A 22282-nucleotide genomic window follows, 5' to 3' on the forward strand; every position below is an offset into this window, starting at 1 on the left:
GGACCGGGCACGTCGGTAGGATCAAGTCCCATGTCTGCTGATGCCTCGCCCGGTCATGGCGGCGAACGACACCACTATCTGGCCGGACTCGACCTGAACGGACGCAAGGTCGTCGTCGTGGGCGGGGGATCGGTGGCGCAGCGCCGGTTGCCGAACTTGATCGCCGCCGGTGCCGACGTCCACGTCGTCGCCGTCGACCCGACCCCGGCCGTGGAATCCACACCCGGGATCGCGGTGTCGCGCCGTGCCTATGTCGACGGTGATCTCGACGGTGCCTGGTACGTGATGGCGTGTACCGACGATCCCGAGGTCAACGCCCGTGTGGTCGCCGATGCCGAACAGCGGCACACCTTTTGCGTGCGGGCCGACGACGCGCGTCACGGCACCGCGGTCACGCCGGCGTCCGGTCGGCACCGGGATGTGCAGTTCGGCGTGCTGGCCGGTGGCGATCATCGGCTGTCCGCGTCGTTGCGCGCGGCGATCGGCCGGGCGCTGGCCGAGGGGTCGCTCGACGTCGCCGACGATGCTCCCCACGCTGCGGGGGTCGCCCTCGTCGGTGGAGGGCCCGGTGACCCGGATCTGATCACCGTGCGGGGGCAGAAGCTGCTCCAGCAGGCCGATGTGGTGGTCGCCGACCGCCTGGCGCCGCCGCAACTGCTCGCCGAACTCGGTCCCCAGGTGGAGATCATCGACGCCGCGAAGGTGCCGTATGGGCGTGCGATGAAGCAGGAGGCCATCAACGCGGTCCTCGTGGACCGGGCCGCGGCGGGCAAGTTCGTCGTGCGGCTCAAGGGCGGTGACCCCTATGTGTACGGTCGCGGGTTCGAAGAGGTTCAGGCCTGCGTCGACGCGGGCATCCCGGTCACCGTCGTCCCGGGCATCAGCAGTCCGATCGCCGCACCGGCCGCGGCGGGGATCCCGGTCACCCATCGCGGGGTCACGCACGAGGTGGTGATCGCGTCTGGGCACGTACCTCCGGGGCATCCGGATTCGTTGGTCGACTGGTCCGCGATCGCCCGTTTGCGTGGCACGCTGGTGCTCATGATGGCCGTCGAGCGGGTCGACGCCTTCGCCGAGGCGCTGCTCGCCGGAGGGCGGGCTCCGCAGACCCCGGTGGCGATGATCGAGAACGGCTCACTGCCCACTCAGCGGGTGCTGCGGACCGATCTGGCGCATGCGGCGGCCACGGCGGCGGCCGAATCGCTGCGGCCACCGGCGATCGTGGTGATCGGGGATGTCGCAGGGTTCACCGAACTCGCCGGCTGAGCGGGACCCAACTGGTCAACGGCGATTGGCAAAGTCGCCGTGGTGGGCGGTAGCGTCGGGCTTTATGTCCGCACCGGAAACGTCGAGTACCCAGCATCTGTCCGGCGGGTACCGCAAGGTCTTCGGGCCCGCCATCTTCGTGCTCAGCGGCATGCAGTTGCTGATGGTGCTCGATGGCACGGTGGCGGCGCTCGCCTTGCCGAAGATCCGCGACGCTCTGCATCTGTCCGAGTCGAGCGCGAACTGGATCATCAGCAGCTACGTGCTCGCCTTCGGCGGGTTGATGCTGCTCGGCGGGCGTCTGGGTGATGCGTTCGGCCGCAAACGCATGTTCATCGTCGGCGTCGCCGCGTTCACGTTGACGTCACTGCTGTGCGGTGTGGCGTGGAACGAGACGAGCCTGATCATCGGCCGCGCCCTGCAGGGGGCGTCGGCGGCCGTTGCTGCGCCGACCGCCATGGCACTGGTCGCGACGACCTTCGCGCCGGGCAAGGCGCGCAGTCAGGCGTTCGCGATCTACGCGGCGATGACGGGTGTCGGATCGGTCGCGGGTCTCATCCTGGGCGGGGTCCTCACCCAGGTCTCGTGGCGGCTGGTCTTTCTCATCAATGTCCCGATCGGTGTGCTGGTGGTCGCCGGGGCCCTCGTGGCGCTGCGCGAATCGCAAGGGGAGCGGCTGTCGCTGGACGTGCCGGGCGCAGTTCTGGCGACGCTCGGCTGCACCTTGCTCGTGCTGGCCGTCAACGAGGGGCCCGACGGGTGGGCGCGCCCACTGGTCGTCGGGTCGTTCGTGCTCGGCGGTCTGGCGCTCATCGCGTTCGTCGTCGTCGAGCGCCGGGCGAGCAACCCGATCCTGCCGTTCGTGCTGTTCGAGAACCGCAATCGCGTCGCCGCCCTGGTCGCGATTTTCTTCGCCAGCATGATCATGATGTGCATGGCGGTGTTCATCTCGCTGTATCTGCAGGGCATCCTCAAGTACTCGCCGATCGAGAGCGGGTTGGCCGTGGTCCCGTTCGCGTTCGGGCTCGGCATCGCGGCGGCGATCGCGTCCAAACTCGCGCTCGTCATGCAGCCGCGCTGGCTGGTGTTGTTCGGTGGTGCGATCATCCTGGCCGGCTGCCTGTACGCATCGTCGATTGCCACCGACAACCCGGACTACTTCCCGGGCATCGCGCTGCCCGTGGTGGTCATCGGGTTCGGCGTCGGCTTCGCGGTGATCCCGTTGACGTTGTCGGTGGTGGCCGGGGTCGGGCCGACGGAGATCGGTCCGCTGACCGCGCTCGCCCAGGTGGCGCAGAATCTCGGTGGTGCCATCGGTCTCGTCGCGGTCGGCGCAGCGGTCACCTCACGCGCGCTCTCCGAAGGTGGGACGACCGCTCCGGTCGAGGAGATGAATCCCACCCAGTTGGCGGCACAGGCCTCCGGCTACGGCCTCGCGTTCGCCTCCTGCGCCGGCATCGCCGTGCTCGCTGCCGTCGTCGTGCTGTTCATGCGGTTCACCCCGAACGAGGTCGCCGAGGGCCAGGCGGCACAAGAGGCCGCCAACACCGACCTCGACATCCCGGACACCGGCCACCACTGACGTCGCAGCACCGCCGCGCACCGCGCCGACAGCAACCCCTTTCACCCCGACAGCAACCGCTTTCGCGCTGACAGCAACCGCCCTCGCGCTGACAGCAACCGCCCTCGCGCTGACAGCAACCGCTTTCGCGCTGACAGCAACCGCCCTCGCACTGACAGCAACCGTTATCGCGCTGACAGCAACCGCCCTCGCGCTGACAGCACCGTCCGTCTCCTCGTGCGAACCCCGACGGCACTGTGGTCGGGGCCCGCGGTTGTGACGCGGCTCAGAAATGAATGTGCCGGACACCCACGGACACGCGGCGCATCTGATGGCCGATCGGTCCGAGTCGGGGCACCGTCAGGTGCCAGCCGAGGTCGTCGGCGATCTGCTCGACGACGCCGTCGAGCCCGAGGTCGTCGGTGTCGATGTGGGTGGCGAACCGAGGGGATTCGAGCGCCGTCACGCACCGCTCGATCTGTGCCTCCGCCCAGGTTTCGGATCGTCCGGCGACCCGCCCGATCCAGTACCCGCTGCGGGTCCGCAGCCGACGACGGAGTGTCGCAGGTGATGCGTTGAGGGCGAAGTGACGGACCTGCACCCGGGCGTCGCCGAGCCCACCCATGATCTCGTCGAAGTAGCGGTGCTCGACCAGCGTCATCGGCACCAGGACCGGGCCGTCGACGACGCGGTCCGCATCGGCAAGGGTCGCGACGACAGCTGAGCGCCACTGCGGTCTGTCCTGGAAGTCGTGACGCGCGGCGGACGGCAGCATGCGGTGGATTCCGTAGCCGATCAGTTCGGGATCGGCCACATGCGAGCCCGGTATCCGACGATGCAGTTCGAAGGCGGTCTGGGTCTTGCCGGCACCGAATGCGCCGTTGATCCACACGAGCACCCGGCCGAGTGTACGGCCGGGACACGGTCTCGTCAGGCGCTGTGGAGATCGACGTCGTGTGCGGGATACGCGTGCACCAACACCGTCGCGAGACGCGGAATCCGGGAGATCAGTCCGTCCTCGGCGGCATGTGCGACACCATGTGCCTCGCTCAAGCTCAGGTGCGGGTCCACGTCGAGTTCGACGTCGGCGTGCAGACGGTGCCCGATCCACCGCATCTTCAGGCCGCGCACACCGAGGACCTCGGGTCGATCGACGAGTACGGCTTCGGCAGAGGTGACGAGTTCGGGGTCGACCCCGTCCATCAGTCGGCGGAAGACGTCGCGTGCGGCGGTGCGCAGGACCGCCAGGATCGCGATCGTGATGACGATGCCGATCACCGGGTCGGCGATCGGATATCCGAGGGCGACCCCACCGGCACCGAGCAGCACCGCGAGCGACGTGAAACCGTCTGTGCGAGCGTGTAATCCGTCGGCGACCAGTGCAGCGGAGCCGATCCGGCGGCCCACACGGATCCGATACACCGCCACGAGTTCGTTCCCGACGAAGCCGACGAGACCTGCGAGCGCCACCCAACCGAGATGCTCGATGGTGACGGGGTTGATCAATCGCCGCACCGACTCGACACCGGCAATCACCGCCGACAACGCGATCATCGCGAGTACGAACAGGCCTGCGAGGTCCTCGGCACGGCCGTAGCCGTAGGTGAAACGTCTCGTCGCGGTGCGCTGCGCCAGGGCGAAGGCGATCCAGAGTGGCACGGCGGTCAGAGCGTCGGAGAAATTGTGGATCGTGTCGGCGGCCAACGCGACGCTCGTGGACACCGCGACGATCACGACCTGCAGAGCCGCGGTGATCATGAGCACGACCAAACTGATCTTCACCGCGCGTATGCCGATGTCACTGGCTTCGAGTGAGGAGTCGATGCTGTCGGCCGCGTCGTGACCGTGCGGGGCGAACACGTCTCTCACCGCACCGAGAAATCTGGTACGTCCGTGCCGATGTTCGTGCCCATGTGAGTGTCCGTGTGCGTGCGATCCGTTCATCGCGCGGTGGTCTCCTGCTCGTCGTCGTCGGGCGGTGCCTGGTGCAGGGCACGAATGCCCGCATCGGCCCGGTGATGGCCGGGTACTCCGGGACCGGCGTGTTCGGCATTGAAGACGGCGTCGGTCACGAGCTGCCTGATGTGCTCGTTCTCGAGGCTGTAGTAGACCGTCGTGCCCTCGCGCCGGGTTCGCACGAGCCGTGCCATCCGCAGTTTCGCCAGATGCTGCGACACTGACGGTGCAGCCTTGCCCACGTGTTCGGCGAGCTCGGTCACCGACAATTCGCGATTGACCAACGCCCACAGAAGCCGCACTCGGGTCCCGTCGGCGAGCATGCGGAACACCTCGACCACCAGACCGACCTGGTCATCGTCGAGCCTGCGCCGACAAGGCTCGTTATTTGCGTACATATGCAGATAGTAAACCGTCTCGATGTGAGGTGCGAGCGTGCACCGTCGATCAGTCGGTGACGACCACGATCTCGTCGGCCCCGGCGATCTCCACACGCTGCCCGGCATCGGACAAGACCGCCGCGAGGGCGTTGATGTCGCGAACATTGCGTCGGGTCTGCACGAGTTCGCGCGCCATCAGGCCCTTGTAGTGCTTGTTGAAATGGCTGACCACTTTTCGGCTGCCGTCGGCGGCCTCGGTCACCACGGTGGCGGTGACGGCTCCGTGGACCGGCCCGAGCTGTTGGTACACCCCGGAGCGGAGGTCGACGACGAAATCGTCGACCGCGTCGAGGCTTTCGGTGAGCTCCGGCTTCCACACGGAGGCGAGCGTGGACATGCCGGGCAGTTTCGAACCACCCGAGAGCCGGTACGCCGGGATCATGTCCGCTGCCCGAACCACGCCGAACAATGCCGAACCGATCGCCAGGCGTTGCGTCGACTTGGTCTTCGAGGCACGCGTCAGGGAGGCGTGATCGAGGGCGTCGTAGAGGACGCCGGTATAGCGCTCGATGGCAGGCCGGGTGGGGGACAGCCACAGTTCCGCGTTGCGATCCACCTCGGCCAGCTGCGTGCGGCCCAGTCCCAGTGCCTCACGACTGGCGTCGAGGTCGCCCGCCAGATCGACGATGGCTTCGGCTATCCGCTTGCGGATCGGGTTCAGCTCCGGGAAGGCGAGCGTGTCCAGGTCGAGCGGGGCGCCGCGCCCGCCGTCGGATTTGGTCTCGGAGGGAGGCAGGATGACGAGCACGGCAACACCATAGCCGTCCGACATCCGCCCGTCGGGTGCCGTGTCCGGCCGCCGTCGCCCCGCGCGGGGGTCCCGACCGGCGTGCACCGGACACGTCTAAGCTGGTCACCTGTGATCACACGGATGTCGACCCTGTTCCTGCGCACCCTCCGCGACGATCCGGCCGACGCCGAGGTGCCGAGCCACAAACTGCTCGTGCGCGCCGGCTATGTCCGGCGTGCCGCACCGGGCGTGTACAGCTGGCTGCCGCTGGGGCTGCGCGTGCTCAAGGCGGTCGAGAACGTGGTGCGCGAAGAGATGGATGCCATCGGCGCGCAAGAGATCCTGTTGCCCGCGCTGCTGCCGCGGGACCCGTACGAGACGACCAATCGGTGGACCGAGTACGGCGACAGCCTGTTTCGTCTCAAGGACCGCAAGGGCGCCGACATGCTGCTCGGCCCCACCCACGAGGAGCTCTTCACTCAACTGGTGAAGGGGGAGTACTCGTCGTACAAGGATCTGCCGGTCATCCTGTATCAGATCCAGACCAAGTACCGCGACGAGGAACGGCCGCGGGCAGGCATCCTGCGCGGCCGCGAGTTCGTCATGAAGGACGCCTACTCGTTCGACCTCGACGACGACGGTCTCAAAGCCTCCTACAACGCGCACCGTGAGGCCTACCAGGCGATCTTCGGTCGCCTGGGTATCGAGTACGTCATCGTCGCGGCCACCTCCGGCGCGATGGGCGGCAGCGCATCCGAGGAATTCCTCGCAGAGAGCGAGGTGGGTGAGGACACCTTCGTCCGCTGCCTGGAGTCGGGGTACGCCGCCAACGTCGAGGCGGTGATCACGCCTGCGCCCGAACCGATTCCGTTCGACGGACTGCCCGAGGCCGCGGTCCACGAGACCGGGGACACGCCCACCATCGAGACATTGGTGCAGTGGGCCAACGACACCCTCGACGGCGAGTACGGCGGGCACGACACGCTGAAGAACGTGATGGTCAAGATCCGCAGGCCGGGCGGCGACTGGGAGATCACCGGCGTCGGTGTGCCGGGCGACCGCGAGGTCGACATGAAGCGACTCGAGGCGTCGGTCGAGCCGGCCGAGGTCGAGATCCTCACTGAGGAGGATTTCGCCGCCAACTCGTTCCTGGTGAAGGGGTACATCGGCCCGAAGGGGCTGGCAGCCAACGGGGTTCGTTATCTCGTCGATCCGCGGGTGGTGGACGGGACCTCGTGGATCACCGGCGCCGACGAAGCAGGCAAGCACTACGTGAATCTGGTCGCAGGCCGTGACTTCACCACCGACGGCACCATCGAGGCCGCGCAGGTCCGTGACGGTGATCCGTCCCCCGACGGCAAGGGGCCGCTGGTGTCCGCGAAGGGTATCGAGATCGGCCACATCTTCCAGCTCGGCAAGAAGTACACCGACGCGTTCGAGGTCGACGTACTCGGCGAGAGCGGCAAGCCGGTGCGGCTGACGATGGGGTCCTATGGTGTCGGCGTGTCGCGGCTCGTCGCGGTCCTCGCCGAACAGTGCCATGACGACAAGGGACTGCGGTGGCCGCGGGAAGTCGCGCCGTTCGCTGTCCATCTGGTCATCGCGAACAAGGACGACGCCGCGATCACCGGTGCGCACGGCCTGGCCGAGGAACTCGATGCGGCCGGTCTGTCGGTGTTGCTCGACGACCGCAAGGCATCTCCGGGCGTCAAGTTCAAGGACGCCGAGCTGCTCGGGATGCCCGTCGTGGTCGTGGTCGGGCGTGGATATGCCAACGGCACCATCGAGATCCGTGATCGGTTCACCGGAGAGACCACCGAGGTCTCGGTCGACGATGCGGTGTCTGCGGTGACGTCGGCAGCCCGCGGTTAGGTTCCGCTGACGGTCGGCTCGGGGCCCTGTTCGCTCAGGCCGTCGAGCCGGGGAAGGCGACCGTGGCAGGCGACTCGCGCAGGTACACCCGCCACCCGGCGGCGCGGACGGCGGAATCGGTGAGACCGTCGACGCCCAGTCGCCGGGCCGTGGCGTCGGTGGCTTGCTCGAGCACGGCACGGTAGGCGACCGTGCAGTCGACTTCCGCGGCGAGCAGCGCTCGGATCGCGCTGGACTGGTTGTCGACGGTCACCGGCAGCGTGTAGCCGGCCGCGGCGTCGGGCGCCTGCGCGCCCGCCGCGGTGATCGCGTCGACGGCGGCGTCGCGGGAGGCGCGATGAGCGGCGATGTGGTCGGCGACGGTGTCTCGTTGTATGGCCGTCACGAAAGCGGTCGACACTCCGTAGGCGAAGATCGCCGCGTTCTCGGCATCCACCGCGGTGGACAGGGCATCGGTGGTGGCGCTCATCCCAGCTGCACCTCCACCATGGAGGTCACCGCGGCACTGACCGAGCCGGCCAGGCCGGCCGAGTAGCCGCTCAACGACGAGCCCGCGTCGCCCGCGAGTCGAGCCGACCGGGTCAGGCGCCCGCGGAGTTCGGCGACCGTCGTCGGCGGCGGGATCGGCGCTGCCGACGGTGCGACGATCCGATTGGCGGTCTCCTGATCGAGTCGGGTGATCTCCTCGCGCAGGGCTTGTGCGTGTGCGCCACGCTGCTCGGCGACCACACCGAGCGCGCGGGTGTACGCCGGTGCGCGGGGTGCCAGCGATTGCGCGGCAACCTGATCGGCGAGGGCGGCGTCGGCCAACGGCAGGAGCGCGGCCGCGGTGATCTGCTCGGCGGAGGGGCCTCGGTCGCAGCCGGCCAGAGCGGCCCCGACGGCGACGCCGGTCGCCGCGGTGAGGCCGCCGCGCAATACGACGCGTCGGGTCAGGGGTGAGGGCACGCGACACATGATGCCAGTTCTGTGTCCGCGCACCGGCGTCGCCGGGCCGGGGCGCCGAATGTGGGTGTGGGCGCGCTGATCCACTACAGTGGCGGGGCAACCGCCACCGACAACTGAAGACGAGGAGTGCGCCGTGTCCATCAGCGCCGAGCAGATCACGGACCTCGTCGAACCCATCGTCGGTGCCCGCGGCTTCGATCTCGAGGACGTCGCGGTGGCCACGGCCGCCGGACGTACCGACGTCACCGTCGTCGTCGACCGAGACGGTGGCAGCGATCTCGATGTACTCGCCGACCTGAGCCGTGAGATCTCCGAACGCCTCGACGACGAACCCGATCTCGCCGACGCCGCCTACGTTCTCGAGGTGACCTCACCGGGTGTCGATCGTCCGCTGACGCTTCCGCGGCACTGGCGGCGCGCCGTCGGCCGCAAGGTCGCCGCGGAGGTCGCCGACGCGAACGGGGACACCCGGCGGATCGTCGGCCGGGTCGGCCCGATCGACGACGACCGGGTGCGGTTGGTACTCAACGAACGTGGTCGGATACGCACCGAGGAGATCGCGCTCGACGCGATCACCACGGCGGTCGTGCAAGTGGATTTCTCGCGGCCGAGCACGGCCGAACTCGAACTGTGCGGGCTGTCCGAGGACGAGATCTCGCGACGCCGATCCGACACCTGACACCACGACACGCCCGTAGACCTCGACCACCGGTCGCGGCGATCTGCGCACAATCGGACGCGAACAGCCCACAATCGGACATACGGACAGATGAACAGCAGCGGACAAATGAATAGCAGCGAACAAATGAATAGGAGCCCAGGGACATGAACATCGACATCAACGCGCTGCGCATGATCGAGGCGGACAAGGGCATCTCGATCGACACGGTGATCACCGCCATCGAGACGGCGTTGCTGACCGCCTACCGCCACACCGACGGTTTCGCCCCGCACGCGCGCATCGACGTGAACCGCAAGACCGGTGCGGTTCGGGTGATGGCCCAGGAACTCGACGATGCAGGCGAGGTCGTCCACGAATGGGACGACACGCCCGAAGGCTTCGGACGGATCGCCGCGACGACCGCACGCCAGGTCATCCTGCAGCGTCTGCGCGATGCCGAGAACGAGAAGAGCTTCGGCGACTTCGTGACTCACGAGGGCGAGATCGTCGGCGGAGTCGTCCAGGCGGACGCACGGGCCAACGCGCGGGGCATGATCGTCGTGGCCATCGGCAGCGATTCCAACAGCGCCGAGGGCATCATCCCGCCCGCCGAGCAGGTGCCGGGTGAGACGTACACGCACGGCGACCGCATCAAGTGCTACGTGGTCGGTGTGTCCCGCGGACCGCGGGGACCCCAGATCACCCTGTCGCGCACACACCCGAACTTGGTGCGCAAGCTGTTCTCGCTCGAGGTTCCCGAGATCGAGGACGGATCGGTGGAGATCGTCGCCGTGGCACGCGAGGCCGGGCACCGTTCGAAGATCGCCGTACACACCGGGGTGAACGGGCTCAACGCGAAGGGCGCCTGCATCGGTCCGATGGGTCAGCGTGTGCGCAACGTGATGAGTGAACTCGCGGGGGAGAAGATCGACATCATCGACTTCGACACCGATCCGGCCGTGTTCGTCGGGAATGCGCTGTCGCCCGCAAAGGTTGTGTCGGTCGAGGTGGTCGATCTCGCGCAGAAGGCGGCGCGGGTGGTCGTGCCGGATTACCAGCTGTCGCTGGCGATCGGCAAGGAGGGGCAGAATGCCCGGCTCGCGGCGCGGCTGACCGGCTGGCGGATCGACATCCGATCCGACGCCGACCCGGCCCCGCAGGCGAACTGAGCAGCCGGTTGTCCCTGACGAGACCTGGCGCGCTAGACTGATCGATGGTTCAGCGAATGCTGTCGACATCCGAGGGTGAACGGACACCGCGAGACGTTTCATCTCGCCACGTCCCGGTCCGGACGTGTGTCGGCTGTCGGCACCGCGCCGAGGCAACGGATCTGGTCCGGATCGTCGCCCGCAGGGGAGACGAGCCGCCGACGATCGTCGTCGATCACGCGAGAACCATGCCGGGACGAGGTGCCTGGTTGCACCCGCGACGCGACTGTGTCGACGCCGCGGTGCGACGCAAGGCGTTTGTCTCGGCGCTGCGGGTCCCCGGTCTGACCGTGGACCCGGACGACCTCGCCGAAGCGATCGACGAGATCACGAAGAAGATGGCCGGTAGCGGCCAGGACAGGTAGCAGAAGACATGAGCACACCGTGAAGAACCCACGATGAGCACGTATCGGACGTAAACCGAGGTCGTAGCGGGCATGCCCGCTCGACCTCACAAGTGAGGAGAGCAGTGGCAGGCAAGGCCCGCGTGCACGAACTGGCCAAAGAACTCGGCGTGACGAGCAAGCAGGTGCTCGAGCGTCTCAAGGAGCAGGGCGAGTTCGTCAAATCTGCGTCGTCGACCGTCGAGGCCCCGGTGGCCCGTCGACTTCGCGAATCATTCCCGCAAAGTGGCGGCAAAGACTCCGCCAAGCCGGCGGCGAAGCCCGGTGGCGCCCCGAAGCCGGGCGCGAACGGCTCCGGTGTGAAACCCGGTCCCGCACGTCCCGGCCCCAAGCCGGGCGCACCCACCCCGGGTCCGTCCCCGGCGGCCGCCAAGGCGCCCGCGCCTGCGCCGGCCCCGACACCCACACCGGCAGCACCCACCCCGAAGCCCGCGCCGAGCCCGGCCGCTCCGGCCGCCAAGGCCGATGCCCCGGCAGCTCCGGAAGCCGGTTCGGGCACCTCGGCACGTCCCGGACCCCGTCCGGGCCCCAAGCCGGGTCCCCGCGCGCCGCGCGTCGGGAACAACCCCTATTCGTCGACTCCGACCCCCGCGCCGCGTCCCCAGGGACCGCGTCCCGGTCCGGGACAGGGTGGACCCCGCCCCGGCGGTGGACGCCCCGGTGCGAGCGGTCGTCCCGGCCCCGGTCAGGGCGGTACCCGTCCGGCTCCCGGGCAGGGCGGCCCCCGGCCGAGTCCCGGCAGCATGCCTCCGCGCCCCAACCCGGGTGCGATGCCGAGCCGTGCCGCACGCCCGGACGCCGGTCGTCCGGGTCGTGGTGGGCCCGGTGGAGGTAACCGCGGCGGTGGCGGCGGTGGCGGCTATCGCGGTGGCGGCGCTCCCGGTGGTGCACCGGCGGGCGGCGGCTTCCGCGGACGTCCCGGCGGCGGCGGTGGTCGCGGTCGCGGCGGTGCCGCGGGTGCGTTCGGTCGTCCCGGTGGCGCGCCCCGACGGGGCCGCAAGTCGAAGCGGGCGAAACGCGCCGAGTACGAGAACATGCAGGCTCCGGCCGTCGGCGGCGTCCGGCTGCCGCGCGGTAACGGTGAGACCATCCGGTTGGCCCGTGGTGCCTCGCTCTCGGACTTCGCCGACAAGATCGACGCCAATCCGGCATCGCTCGTGCAGGCGTTGTTCAACCTCGGCGAGATGGTCACGGCCACCGAGTCGGTGAACGACGAGACGCTCGAGCTGCTCGGTTCCGAGATGAACTACACCGTGCAGGTGGTCAGCCCCGAGGACGAAGACCGCGAGCTCCTCGAGAGCTTCGACCTCAGCTACGGCGAGGACGTGGGCGGCGAGGAAGACCTCGAGCAGCGTCCGCCGGTGGTCACCGTCATGGGTCACGTCGACCACGGCAAGACCCGCCTGCTGGACACGATCCGTAAGGCCAACGTCCGTGAGGCGGAGGCCGGTGGTATCACCCAGCACATCGGTGCCTACCAGGTCGACACCCACCTCAACGGTGAGGACCGCCTGATCACCTTCATCGACACCCCGGGTCACGAGGCGTTCACCGCCATGCGTGCTCGCGGTGCGAAGGCCACCGACATCGCGATCCTCGTGGTCGCGGCCGACGACGGCGTGATGCCGCAGACGGTGGAGGCGGTCAACCACGCGCAGGCAGCAGAGGTGCCGATCGTGGTCGCGGTCAACAAGATCGACAAGGAAGGCGCGGATCCGCAGAAGATCCGTGGCCAGCTCACCGAGTACGGACTCATTCCCGAGGAGTACGGCGGCGAGACCATGTTCGTCGACATCTCGGCGAAGCAGGGCGACAACATCGAAGCGCTGCTCGAGGCCGTCTTGCTGACCGCTGACGCTTCGCTGGATCTGCGCGCCAACCCGGACATGGACGCACAGGGCGTGGCGATCGAGGCCCACCTCGACCGTGGCCGTGGCCCGGTGGCGACCGTGCTGGTGCAGCGCGGCACGCTCAAGGTCGGCGACTCGATCGTGGCGGGCGACGCCTACGGACGTGTCCGCCGCATGGTCGACGAGCACGGCGACGATGTCGCAGAGGCGCTTCCGTCGCGGCCGGTTCAGGTCGTCGGTTTCACCTCGGTGCCCGGTGCAGGTGACAACCTGCTCGTCGTCGAGGAAGACCGCACAGCCCGACAGATCGCCGACCGCCGCAATGCGCGCAAGCGCAACGCGTTGGCCGCACGCAGCCGCAAGCGGATCAGCCTGGAAGACCTGGATTCGGCGCTCAAGGAGACCAGCCAGCTCAACCTGATCATCAAGGGCGACAACTCGGGTACCGTCGAGGCCCTCGAAGAGGCGCTGCTCGGTATCGACATGGGCGACGAGGTCTCGCTGCGCGTGATCGACCGCGGCGTCGGTGGCGTCACCGAGACGAACGTCAACCTGGCGACGGCTTCGGACGCGATCATCATCGGGTTCAACGTCCGTGCGGAGGGCAAGGCCACCGAGCTGGCCAACCGCGAGGGCGTCGACATCCGGTACTACTCGGTGATCTATCAGGCCATCGACGAGGTCGAGAGCGCGCTGAAGGGCATGCTCAAGCCGGTCTACGAAGAGGTCGAGCTCGGTCGCGCCGAGATCCGCGCCATCTTCAAGTCGTCGAAGGTCGGCAACATCGCCGGCTGCCTGGTCCAGTCGGGCATCATGCGGCGTAACGCCAAGGCCCGCCTGCTCCGCGACAACGTCGTGATCGCCGAGAACCTGACCATCTCCTCGCTGCGACGGGAGAAGGACGACGCGACCGAGGTCCGCGAAGGCTACGAATGTGGTCTCACGCTGACCTACAGCGACATCAAGGTCGACGACGTCATCGAGAGTTACGAATTGCAGGAGAAGCCGCGCGACTGACGGTCGATGGCGTCGTCGACGGACATCAAGGTCGACGACGTCATCGAGAGTTACGAATTGCGGAAAAGCCGCGCGACTGACGGCTCGATCTGTCTGCGTGGTTCCGGTCGCCCACCGCGGCCGGGACCACGCTTCTCTCCTCGCGAACCGAAAGGATCTCCAGATGGTTGATTCGGCGAGAGCTGCCAGGCTGGCGAAGCGCATCTCGTCGATCGTGGCGTCGGCGATCGGGACCGAGATCAAGGATCCCCGTCTGGCCTACGTCACCATCACCGATGCGCGCGTCACCAACGATCTGCACGACGCGACGCTGTACTACACCGTGATGGGTGAGTCGATCGACTCCGAACCCGACTACGAGGCGGCGGCTGCCGGTCTGGCCAAGGCCACCGGCATCCTGCGCTCCAAGGTCGGCGCCGGGACCGGCGTGCGGTTCACACCGACGCTCACCTTTGTTCTCGACACCGTTCCCGACACCGCGCGCCACATGGAAGAACTCGTGGCGCGTGCGCGGGCCAACGACGAACTCGTCGCCCGACAGGCTCGCGACGCGAGTCCGGCAGGCGAGTCCGATCCGTACCGGCGCGACGACGCCGACGATGACGACGGCGAGGACGGTTCCCGCGAGTGACCTCCTCGACCAGTGCGGCCGTCGCCCGTGCGCTCGCCGACGTCCCCGCGGTCACGATCCTCTGCCATGTGCGTCCCGACGCGGACACCATCGGCAGCGGGTTGGCACTCGGGCTTGCCCTGACCCGGCTCGGAGCCGACGTCGAGGTGGCGTTCCCGGCGACCGTCGGACTCCCGACGATGCTGCACGACCTGCCGGGAACCCAGCTGCTCGTCGCGGAGGGCGACATCGTCGGACATCCTGTCGTGGTGTCGGTCGATGCCGCCAGCCTCGGACGGCTCGACACCCTCGCTCCGGTGTTCACCGCGGCGTCGGAATCGATCACCGTCGATCACCATGCCTCCAACCCGGGCTTCGGTGACCTCGACCTGATCGACCCGGCGGCGGACTGCACCGCGGTGCTCGTGCTGTCGGTGCTCGACGAACTCGGCGTGAAGGTCGACGACGAGATCGCCACCTGCCTCTACGCCGGGCTGGTCACCGACACCGGATCGTTCAAATGGGCACGGCCGGAATCGTTTCGGATCGCGGCTCGACTGCTCGACGCCGGGGTGGACGCCCGTACGTGGAGCCGCAACCTGCTCGACACCCACCCGTTCAGTTGGTTGGCGATGGTGTCGTCGGTGCTCGGCGACGCGACGCTCGTGCCGAACGCGTGCGACGGGCGTGGGCTCGTGTACGCGGTCGTGCGCCACGACGTCCTCGCCGATCTGAGCTGGGAAGAGTCCGAGAGCGTCGTCGATCTGGTGCGTACCGCCAACGAGGCCGAGGTGGCTGCGGTGTTCAAGGAGGTCGAACCGGACACCTGGACGGTGTCGTTGCGGTCGAAACGCAGCGTGGACCTGGTACCGATCGCGGGTACCCACGGTGGCGGTGGGCATCGTCACGCTTCCGGATACAGCGATTCCGGAAGCGCCGACGAAGTGGTCGGTCGGCTGCTGGAGTCCCTCTGAGCCAGAGCGGGCCGGACACCGGATCGGCGCACACGGCCCGTCGCATCGCGACCCTGACCGTCTCCGCTCTGGCGGTGTTGATCGCGCCACCGCTGTACCTGCTGCTCGACCTCGCCGTCGTGGGACGACTCGGCGGCACCGAACTCGCGGCACTCGGTGTGGCCACACTCGTGTTGTCGGTGATCAGTACCCAGCTCACGTTCCTGTCGTACGGCACCACGGCACGTTCGGCTCGGCGCTTCGGCGCAGGCGATCGGCCCGGTGCGGTCGCCGAGGGCGTGCAGGCCAGCTGGATCGCCGTGTTCGTCGGGGCGGTCATGGTCGCGGTCATGTATCCGCTTGCGCCGGTGGTGATGCGCATCCTCGTCGGAACCGGCTCCGCGCGGTCGGAGCAGGTGATCGACGATGCGACGGACTGGTTGCGGATCGCGATGTTCGGAGTCCCACTCATCCTGCTGTCCATGGCGGGCAACGGATGGATGCGCGGCGTCCAGGACACGCGGCGGCCCGTCCTGTATGTGATCGCCGGGCTGTCGGTGGCGGCGGTTCTCGTGGTGGGGCTCACCCACGGCGTCGCGTTCTTCCCCCGATGGGGTCTGCCCGGTAGCGCGGTCGCCAACCTGATCGGACAGGGCATCACCGGGATGCTGTTCGCGGTCCGGGTGATCCGCGCGGCACGCGGGTCGTCGACGCTGCGACCGGATCGCAAGGTCATGCGGGCGCAATTGGTGATGGCTCGGGATCTGGTGGTGCGCAGCCTGTCGTTCCAGATCTGCTTCCTGTCGGCGGCCGCCGTGGCGGCACGCTTCGGCGTCTCCGCGGTCGCCGCCCATCAGGTGGTCCTGCAGCTGTGGGAGTTCATGTCGCTGTTCCTGGATTCTCTGGCCATCGCCGCCCAGGCCCTGGTCGGTGCTGCGCTGGGAGCGGGCACCGTCGGGGCAGCGGTGGGTGTGGCCCGCAAGGTCACCGTGGTGTCGGCGGCCGCGGCAGGCGTGATGGCGGCGGTGTTCGCGGTCGGGGCGAGCACCATTCCGCGTCTGTTCACCTCCGACAAGGAGATCCTCGACGCGATCGTCGTTCCGTGGTGGTTCTTCGTCGCGATGCTGCCGATCGCAGGTGTCGTGTTCGCCCTCGACGGTGTCCTGCTCGGCAGCGGCGATGCCCGGTTCCTACGGACCGCGACCCTGTTTGCGGCGTTGGTGGGATTCCTTCCGCTGATCTGGCTGTCACTCGCGTTCGACTGGGGGCTGGCAGGGATCTGGTCGGGACTCGTCGTCTTCATGGTGTGCCGATTGGCCGCCGTGGGGCTGCGCATTCGGTCGGGACAGTGGCGGCGAACAGGCGTCGACGCCTGATCGATCGTGGCCACGATCCGAAGTTCGGTTATCCTCACCTAATGCTGAAGCGTCTTCTACTCGCCCTGGTCTGCGCCGCGGTGGCCCTGGGCCTGCCCTCGTTGGTGGCGTCGGCCGATGCGGCCCCTGCCCACACCACTCGCGTGATCATCGTCCCCGGCCAGTATCTCGGTGCTCTGCCGTATCAACCCATGGCCCAGAACCTCACCTCGCGGGGATATCCGACGACCGTTCTCGATCTGCCCGGCGTCGCGATGAAGAAGGAAGCGGGTCAGATCGGCGCCGCGGTCGACAAGATCCGTCGCGAGCATCCCGGAGACCGGATCGCCCTCGTCGGTCACAGCATCGGGGGCGTGAGCGCGCGGTGGTATCTCAAGGAGATGGGCGGGCACGAGAAGGTGGCCACCTACCTCGCGTTCGGTAGCCCGCAGTACGGCTCACCGGGGGCCTGTGGACAGCAGGGCGCCCCGGAGGTGTGCCCGAACACCACCTTCATGAAGACCCTCAACAAGGGAGACGACACCCCCGGCAAGACCAGCTACCACGGAGTGCGTAGCGCTCGTGAGTGGGTCGACGGAAACCTCGACGGTGGACAGTGCCGTGTCAGCCCCATCCCTGCCAACGAAGCGCTGCCCGCGCTCGGTCTCGAGCACACGTTCGAGCCCGTCGACCCGAAGATCTGGGACGTCACGGTGGCTGCTCTGCAAGGTCGCTGCGTCGGCCGGTTCGTCACCGAGCCCGACGGTGTGTTGACCTACAAGAAGTCGGCACTGCCGGGCAACCCCGCACCCTGATCGTCGTGACCCCTCGATAGGCTGGACGGCATGGCGACGTTGTGGGCAATCAGTGATCTCCATGTTGCCCACCGGGGGAACGAGCACATCATCGATCTGCTCCGCCCGAGTGACAGCGACGATTGGCTGATCGTCGCCGGCGACGTGGCCGAGCGGACCGACGACATCGTCGACACGTTGCGACGGTTGCGGGCACGCTTTCACACCGTGATCTGGGTACCCGGCAATCACGAGTTGTACACCACCGCGAAGGACCCGTTACAGGTGTTCGGGGTGGCGCGCTACGACTACCTCGTGCAGGCCTGCCGGGACATCGGCGTGGTGACCCCGGAGGACATCTATCCGTTGTTCGACCCCGGCAACGGCGGGCAACCGGTACGCGTCGTGCCGATGTACCTGCTGTACGACTACACGTTCCGGCCCGAGGGGACGTCGACGACCTTGACCGCACTCGCCCTCGCGCGTGAGCGCAACGTGGTCGCCACCGACGAGTTCCTGCTGTCACCCGAGCCCTATCCCACCAGGGATGCCTGGGGTCGGGCCCGCGTGGAGTCGACTCGAAAGCGGCTTGACGCGCTCGATCCGTCCGAGCCGACGGTGCTCATCAACCACTGGCCGTTGCGTCGGGAACCGACCGACGCGCTGATGTACCCCGAGTTCGCGCTCTGGTGCGGCACTGTGGAGACCGCTGACTGGCACACCCGCTACAACGCGGCCTGCTGCGTCTACGGGCATCTGCACATCCCGCGGACCACCTGGTACGACGGCGTGCGGTTCGAGGAGGTGTCGGTCGGCTACCCACGGGAATGGAAGCGTCGCGGTCTGCCGGAACCGTTGTTGCGCCCCATCATTCCCGATCCTGGCCTCACCGAGGCAGATCTACCGGGACATGGTGCCCGGTTCGAGTTGCCGCCCGACTACGAGCGTCGTGCCGAGGAGTTCGCCCGCAAGATCGCCGAGCGACGCGAACGCCGTGCCAATCGGACCGCACCGTCGAGGAACGAGGAACAGCAGTGATCGACGACCTGGTGCCCGCCGGTGTCGCGTCGTCGGAGTCCTTCGGCGACCCGCCCGGTCTGGAACCGATGCCCGCCGAGCGGAGTCTGATCGAGCGCGCTGTGGAAAAGCGCCGTCGCGAGTTCACCACCGCGCGCCACTGTGCACGGGAGGCATTGGGCCAGTTGGGTATCGGGCCCACGCCGATCATGCGAGGCGAGCGGGGGATGCCGTTGTGGCCCGAACGTGTGGTGGGCAGCCTCACCCATTGTGACGGCTACCGGGCGGCCGTGGTCGCCTACTCGCTTCAGGTCCGGTCGCTCGGTATCGACGCCGAACCGCACGAGGCGTTGCCCGACGGTGTTCTCGACCACACCAGCCTGCCGCAGGAGCGTGACGTGCTCGCCACCCGTCCCTCCGGACTGCACTGGGATCGACTCCTGTTCTGCGCCAAGGAAGCCACCTACAAGGCGTGGTTCCCGGTCACCGGCCGGTGGCTTGGTTTCGAAGACGCACACATCACGTTCGAGCAGACCGCGGAGCCGGGTGGGACGTTCGTCTCCCGAATCCTGATCGACGGTGCCGCAACCGATGGCGGGCATCCGTTGACCGAACTGCACGGTCGGTGGTTGATCGATCGAGGGCTCATCACGACGTCGATAGCGCTGGTCTGACATGGCCGACACCACCATCGAGAACGCGGGCATCGTCATCGTCGACAAGGCTGCCGGAATGACCAGCCACGACGTCGTGTCCAAGTGCCGCAAGATCTTCGACACACGCCGGGTCGGGCATGCCGGCACCCTCGATCCGATGGCGACCGGCGTGCTCGTCGTCGGTGTCGAACGTGCCACCAAACTGCTCGGTCTGCTGTCGCTGACCACCAAGTCCTACACGGCGAAGATCCGTCTGGGCGCGGCCACCGACACCGACGACCGTGAGGGGCAGGTGATCTCGCGAGCCGACGCATCCCATCTGGCAGCCGACGAGATCACCACCGGGGTCGCGGCCCTGACCGGTGACATCGACCAGATCCCGGCGAAGGTCAGTGCGATCAAGGTCGACGGCAGGCGAGCGCACAGTCTGGCCCGCACCGGCGCCGACTTCGACCTGGCCGCCCGCCCGGTGACGGTGTCGCGGTTCGACATCTCGGAGATCCGCTCGGCGGAGGACGGTTTCGTAGACCTCGACGTGACGGTCGACTGCTCGGCGGGCACCTACATTCGTTCGCTCGCAAGGGACCTGGGCGCCGGACTGGGCGTCGGTGGCCACCTGACGTCGTTGCGCCGTACCGCCGTGGGGCCGTTCACCCTGGAGCACTCCCGCATGATCGAGGAGTTGCGCGAGCACCCCCGGCTGTCGCTGACCATCGACGAGACGGCGAAGCTCTCCTTCCCGCACCGCGACATCGACGACGACGAGGCAGAGTCGATCAGCCAGGGGCGCTGGCTGGATCCGGTGGGTCGCAAGGGCATCTACGTGGTTGTCGACCCGGCCGGCCAGGCCATCGCGCTGGTCCAGGAGAAAGGGCGTCGGGCCAGTTCGGTCATGGTCGTTCGCCCGGCGACACTGCGCTAGCCCTCGACGATTCCTGCGATCATCAGGACTGCTGCTCTCGTCACGGGGAGAGAGCCACCAACACCCGCCCGCGGGAGGTCCCCGCGGGAGCGGCGCAGGATGTCAGCGCGGCACCAGGAAGATCGCGCGGGCGGCGATGTCACCGAGGTCGATGCGCTGGTCGCCGTCGACCGCGATGGAGATGGTGCCGGCGAACGGGCGTTTCTCGACGACTGTGAGCACGCAGTCCAGTGCGAGTCCGACCTCGTCGAAATACCGCAGCATGGCCGGATCGTCGTCGGAGATCCGCGCCACCGTGCCCGACTCGTCAACATCGAGTTCGGAGAGCAGTCGCACATCCGGGCTCGGTACCGACCCGTCGAGGGCGGGGATGGGATCGCCGTGCGGGTCGCGGTTGGGATGGCCGAGCTTCGCATCCAGTCGAGACATCAGCTGATCGGACACCGCGTGCTCGAGCACCTCGGCCTCGTCGTGCACTTCGTCCCAGCCGTATCCGAGTTCACGCACCAGGAAGGTCTCGAGGAGCCGATGACGCCGCACCATGAGGATGGCGGCGGTGCGTCCCTTGTCCGTGAGTGAGACAGCGCCATACCGTTCGTGCGAGACGAGGCCCTGATCGGCCAGTTTGCGGATGGCCTCCGATGCGGTCGAGGCCGAGACGCCGAGACGCTCCGCGAGCATCTTGGTGGTGACCTTGACGTCGGCCCACTCCTGGATCGTCCAGATCACCTTGAGGTAGTCCTGGGTCACCGTCGACAGCTCGGTCACCGGGAGGTCGGCCTCCGCGAGGAGTTTGCGGGTGTCCGGCTTGCCGGAGTCGGGTTTCCCGCCGGTCGCGGACGCACGGGACTGAGGCATTCTCCGAGCTTATGTCGTCCGGGGACCCAGAGCGAAGTCGGTGCTCGGTGTGTTGCCGCGTCGAGTCGCCGTTCACTCGTCCGGGCTGCGGTCGAAACACGGTGTTCACCACCAGGACCGGAAAGTCGGACACCGCCGAGGGGCAAGTGGTTTGCGGACTCCGCGCGCCGTAGGCTGGTGCGCGTGTTGCGTTGGCGAGGTCTCGAAGACATCCCCGCGGACTGGGGTAGGTGTGTGGTCACCATCGGTGTTTTCGACGGGGTCCACCGCGGACACGCGCAGTTGATCCACGCCGCGACGGTGGCGGCCCGGGAGCGCGGCGTTCCGGCGGTGCTGATGACCTTCGACCCGCATCCGGCCGAGGTGGTCAGGCCCGGCTCTCATCCACCGCAGCTGACGACCCTGACGCGCCGCGCCGAACTGGCCGAGCAACTCGGGATCGACGTCTTCTGCGTCATGCCGTTCACCCCCGAACTCGCGGCGCGCTCACCCAAGGATTTCGCACACGACATCCTCGTGGAAACGCTGCACGCGGCAGACGTCGTCGTCGGCGACAACTTCACGTTCGGCCGCAAGGCCGCCGGTGACGTCGCGAAACTCGCCGAGCTCGGGCAGAAGTTCGGGTTCGAGGTGCAGGCGATCTCGCTGTTCGGCGAGCACGCGGTGACCTTCTCGTCGACCTACATCCGTTCCTGTGTGGCCGCAGGCGACGTCGAGCGTGCGACCGAGGCGCTCGGACGGCCGCACCGTGTCGAAGGTGTCGTGGTGCGCGGTGATGGTCGAGGCCGCGAACTCGGCTATCCGACCGCCAATGTCGCGCCACCGATGTACGCGGCGATCCCGGCCGACGGCGTCTACGCGGCGTGGTTCACCGTGCTGGGCGCGGGCCCGGTGATCGGCCAGGTGGAGCCGGGGGAGCGGTATCAGGCTGCCGTGTCGGTGGGGACCAATCCGACGTTCTCCGGGCGCACCCGAACCGTGGAGGCGTTCGTTCTCGACGCCACCGCCGATCTGTACGGCCAGCACGTCGCGGTCGACTTCGTCGCCCGACTGCGCGGCATGGTGAACTTCCCCGACATCGACGACCTGGTCACGGCGATCGCCGGAGATGTCGAGGAGACCCGGCGGGTGTTGTCGAAGCCGGACGCCTGAGTCGCCGAGCTCGATTTGGTCGAGGCACGTCGGCGCTGGTAGATTCGACGGT

Annotated in this window: 22 protein-coding genes; 15 read left to right on the forward strand and 7 right to left on the reverse strand. The window is 68.0% G+C overall.

All coding sequences use genetic code 11. From position 1 onward, the window contains the following. The first annotated feature begins 30 nt into the window (after positions 1-30). Positions 31-1266, forward strand: coding sequence for a uroporphyrinogen-III C-methyltransferase (gene cobA / locus AAFP35_RS09360; protein WP_419221296.1), 1236 nt, complete (start codon positions 31-33; stop codon positions 1264-1266). Between the two features lie 64 nt (positions 1267-1330). Then, entirely contained in the window at positions 1331-2848 is a 1518-nt protein-coding gene (locus AAFP35_RS09365; RefSeq protein WP_419221297.1) for a DHA2 family efflux MFS transporter permease subunit, read from the forward strand. 265 nt (positions 2849-3113) lie between these two features. Here AAFP35_RS09365 and AAFP35_RS09370 read toward each other — a convergent pair whose 3' ends face one another. The 4 genes from AAFP35_RS09370 to yaaA are packed head-to-tail and all read right to left on the reverse strand — an operon-like array spanning position 3114 to position 5971. Next, on the reverse strand, positions 3114-3725 hold the full coding sequence (locus tag AAFP35_RS09370) for an AAA family ATPase (RefSeq protein WP_419221298.1): 612 nt from the start codon (positions 3723-3725) through the stop codon (positions 3114-3116). 32 nt (positions 3726-3757) lie between these two features. Beyond that, the gene (locus AAFP35_RS09375) at positions 3758-4771 is read right to left on the reverse strand and encodes a cation diffusion facilitator family transporter (protein WP_419221299.1); all 1014 of its coding nucleotides are present in this window, start codon (positions 4769-4771) and stop codon (positions 3758-3760) included. Then, a complete protein-coding gene (locus tag AAFP35_RS09380) occupies positions 4768-5181 on the reverse strand; it encodes an ArsR/SmtB family transcription factor (RefSeq protein WP_419221300.1) in 414 nt (137 codons plus the stop codon). Before AAFP35_RS09380 ends, AAFP35_RS09375 begins: the two co-directional genes overlap by 4 nt. A 49-nt stretch (positions 5182-5230) precedes the next feature. Beyond that, positions 5231-5971 carry a peroxide stress protein YaaA gene (gene yaaA / locus AAFP35_RS09385; RefSeq protein WP_419221301.1) on the reverse strand — a complete coding sequence of 247 codons (741 nt, stop codon included), beginning with the start codon at positions 5969-5971 and terminating at the stop codon, positions 5231-5233. Between the two features lie 123 nt (positions 5972-6094). On the opposite strand from yaaA, the gene AAFP35_RS09390 reads away from it, so the two are divergent. Next, positions 6095-7825, forward strand: a complete 1731-nt coding sequence (locus AAFP35_RS09390) for a proline--tRNA ligase (RefSeq protein ID WP_419221302.1) — start codon at positions 6095-6097, stop codon at positions 7823-7825. Between the two features lie 34 nt (positions 7826-7859). Here the strand turns inward: AAFP35_RS09390 and AAFP35_RS09395 are convergent, their stop codons facing one another. Together AAFP35_RS09395 and AAFP35_RS09400 are read right to left on the reverse strand one after the other, a co-directional pair. After that, the gene (locus AAFP35_RS09395; RefSeq protein ID WP_419221303.1) at positions 7860-8294 is read right to left on the reverse strand and encodes a ferritin-like domain-containing protein; all 435 of its coding nucleotides are present in this window, start codon (positions 8292-8294) and stop codon (positions 7860-7862) included. Continuing rightward, positions 8291-8782 carry a hypothetical protein gene (locus tag AAFP35_RS09400; RefSeq protein WP_419221304.1) on the reverse strand — a complete coding sequence of 164 codons (492 nt, stop codon included), beginning with the start codon at positions 8780-8782 and terminating at the stop codon, positions 8291-8293. The genes AAFP35_RS09395 and AAFP35_RS09400 overlap by 4 nt, the downstream gene beginning before the upstream one ends. A gap of 124 nt (positions 8783-8906) precedes the next feature. On the opposite strand from AAFP35_RS09400, the gene rimP reads away from it, so the two are divergent. The 11 genes from rimP to truB all read left to right on the forward strand — a co-directional run bounded on the left by rimP (position 8907) and on the right by truB (position 20220). Further along, entirely contained in the window at positions 8907-9452 is a 546-nt protein-coding gene (rimP, locus tag AAFP35_RS09405) for a ribosome maturation factor RimP (RefSeq protein WP_419221305.1), read from the forward strand. 146 nt (positions 9453-9598) lie between these two features. Further along, positions 9599-10603 (forward strand): transcription termination factor NusA, encoded by a 1005-nt coding sequence (gene nusA, locus AAFP35_RS09410; RefSeq protein WP_419221306.1) that lies wholly within the window; start codon positions 9599-9601, stop codon positions 10601-10603. A 56-nt stretch (positions 10604-10659) separates the two neighbouring features. After that, positions 10660-11007 carry a YlxR family protein gene (locus tag AAFP35_RS09415; protein ID WP_419221307.1) on the forward strand — a complete coding sequence of 116 codons (348 nt, stop codon included), beginning with the start codon at positions 10660-10662 and terminating at the stop codon, positions 11005-11007. 104 nt (positions 11008-11111) lie between these two features. Continuing rightward, positions 11112-13913, forward strand: a complete 2802-nt coding sequence (infB, locus tag AAFP35_RS09420) for a translation initiation factor IF-2 (RefSeq protein ID WP_419221308.1) — start codon at positions 11112-11114, stop codon at positions 13911-13913. Positions 13914-14076: 163 nt separating this feature from the next. Next, the gene (gene rbfA / locus AAFP35_RS09425) at positions 14077-14544 is read left to right on the forward strand and encodes a 30S ribosome-binding factor RbfA (protein ID WP_419221309.1); all 468 of its coding nucleotides are present in this window, start codon (positions 14077-14079) and stop codon (positions 14542-14544) included. Beyond that, the gene (locus AAFP35_RS09430) at positions 14541-15497 is read left to right on the forward strand and encodes a DHH family phosphoesterase (protein WP_419221310.1); all 957 of its coding nucleotides are present in this window, start codon (positions 14541-14543) and stop codon (positions 15495-15497) included. The genes rbfA and AAFP35_RS09430 overlap by 4 nt, the downstream gene beginning before the upstream one ends. Continuing rightward, the gene (locus AAFP35_RS09435; RefSeq protein WP_419221558.1) at positions 15494-16852 is read left to right on the forward strand and encodes an MATE family efflux transporter; all 1359 of its coding nucleotides are present in this window, start codon (positions 15494-15496) and stop codon (positions 16850-16852) included. Before AAFP35_RS09430 ends, AAFP35_RS09435 begins: the two co-directional genes overlap by 4 nt. 41 nt (positions 16853-16893) lie before the next feature. After that, positions 16894-17646: an esterase/lipase family protein gene (locus tag AAFP35_RS09440; RefSeq protein ID WP_419221311.1), complete on the forward strand. Its 753-nt coding sequence runs from the start codon at positions 16894-16896 to the stop codon at positions 17644-17646. Positions 17647-17676: 30 nt separating this feature from the next. Beyond that, positions 17677-18663 carry a metallophosphoesterase family protein gene (locus AAFP35_RS09445; RefSeq protein ID WP_419221312.1) on the forward strand — a complete coding sequence of 329 codons (987 nt, stop codon included), beginning with the start codon at positions 17677-17679 and terminating at the stop codon, positions 18661-18663. Next, positions 18660-19316, forward strand: a complete 657-nt coding sequence (locus tag AAFP35_RS09450; RefSeq protein ID WP_419221313.1) for a 4'-phosphopantetheinyl transferase family protein — start codon at positions 18660-18662, stop codon at positions 19314-19316. The genes AAFP35_RS09445 and AAFP35_RS09450 overlap by 4 nt, the downstream gene beginning before the upstream one ends. Before the next feature lies 1 nt (position 19317). Then, the gene (truB, locus tag AAFP35_RS09455; RefSeq protein ID WP_419221314.1) at positions 19318-20220 is read left to right on the forward strand and encodes a tRNA pseudouridine(55) synthase TruB; all 903 of its coding nucleotides are present in this window, start codon (positions 19318-19320) and stop codon (positions 20218-20220) included. A 102-nt stretch (positions 20221-20322) separates the two neighbouring features. Here the strand turns inward: truB and AAFP35_RS09460 are convergent, their stop codons facing one another. After that, positions 20323-21078, reverse strand: a complete 756-nt coding sequence (locus tag AAFP35_RS09460; RefSeq protein WP_419221315.1) for a metal-dependent transcriptional regulator — start codon at positions 21076-21078, stop codon at positions 20323-20325. Between the two features lie 183 nt (positions 21079-21261). Here AAFP35_RS09460 and AAFP35_RS09465 point away from each other — a divergent pair, with 183 nt between their 5' ends. Next, positions 21262-22230, forward strand: coding sequence for a bifunctional riboflavin kinase/FAD synthetase (locus tag AAFP35_RS09465; RefSeq protein ID WP_419221316.1), 969 nt, complete (start codon positions 21262-21264; stop codon positions 22228-22230). Positions 22231-22282 lie beyond the last annotated feature (52 nt).

The sequence above is a fragment of the Gordonia sp. CPCC 206044 genome (assembly GCF_048537895.1).
In the GTDB taxonomy this organism is placed as follows: domain Bacteria; phylum Actinomycetota; class Actinomycetes; order Mycobacteriales; family Mycobacteriaceae; genus Gordonia.

Excerpts from the sequence above, each read along its gene's own strand:
- AAFP35_RS09375 (WP_419221299.1), bottom strand. The coding sequence starts at position 4,771 with ATGAACGGATCGCACGCACACGGACACTCACATGGGCACGAACATCGG.
- AAFP35_RS09440 (WP_419221311.1), top strand. The coding sequence starts at position 16,894 with ATGCTGAAGCGTCTTCTACTCGCCCTGGTCTGCGCCGCGGTGGCCCTG.
- AAFP35_RS09400 (WP_419221304.1), bottom strand. The coding sequence starts at position 8,782 with ATGTGTCGCGTGCCCTCACCCCTGACCCGACGCGTCGTATTGCGCGGC.
- AAFP35_RS09460 (WP_419221315.1), bottom strand. The coding sequence starts at position 21,078 with ATGCCTCAGTCCCGTGCGTCCGCGACCGGCGGGAAACCCGACTCCGGC.
- nusA (WP_419221306.1), top strand. The coding sequence starts at position 9,599 with ATGAACATCGACATCAACGCGCTGCGCATGATCGAGGCGGACAAGGGC.
- AAFP35_RS09390 (WP_419221302.1), top strand. The coding sequence starts at position 6,095 with ATGTCGACCCTGTTCCTGCGCACCCTCCGCGACGATCCGGCCGACGCC.
- rbfA (WP_419221309.1), top strand. The coding sequence starts at position 14,077 with ATGGTTGATTCGGCGAGAGCTGCCAGGCTGGCGAAGCGCATCTCGTCG.
- AAFP35_RS09395 (WP_419221303.1), bottom strand. The coding sequence starts at position 8,294 with ATGAGCGCCACCACCGATGCCCTGTCCACCGCGGTGGATGCCGAGAAC.
- cobA (WP_419221296.1), top strand. The coding sequence starts at position 31 with ATGTCTGCTGATGCCTCGCCCGGTCATGGCGGCGAACGACACCACTAT.
- AAFP35_RS09365 (WP_419221297.1), top strand. The coding sequence starts at position 1,331 with ATGTCCGCACCGGAAACGTCGAGTACCCAGCATCTGTCCGGCGGGTAC.
- AAFP35_RS09415 (WP_419221307.1), top strand. The coding sequence starts at position 10,660 with ATGCTGTCGACATCCGAGGGTGAACGGACACCGCGAGACGTTTCATCT.
- AAFP35_RS09380 (WP_419221300.1), bottom strand. The coding sequence starts at position 5,181 with ATGTACGCAAATAACGAGCCTTGTCGGCGCAGGCTCGACGATGACCAG.
- truB (WP_419221314.1), top strand. The coding sequence starts at position 19,318 with ATGGCCGACACCACCATCGAGAACGCGGGCATCGTCATCGTCGACAAG.
- AAFP35_RS09445 (WP_419221312.1), top strand. The coding sequence starts at position 17,677 with ATGGCGACGTTGTGGGCAATCAGTGATCTCCATGTTGCCCACCGGGGG.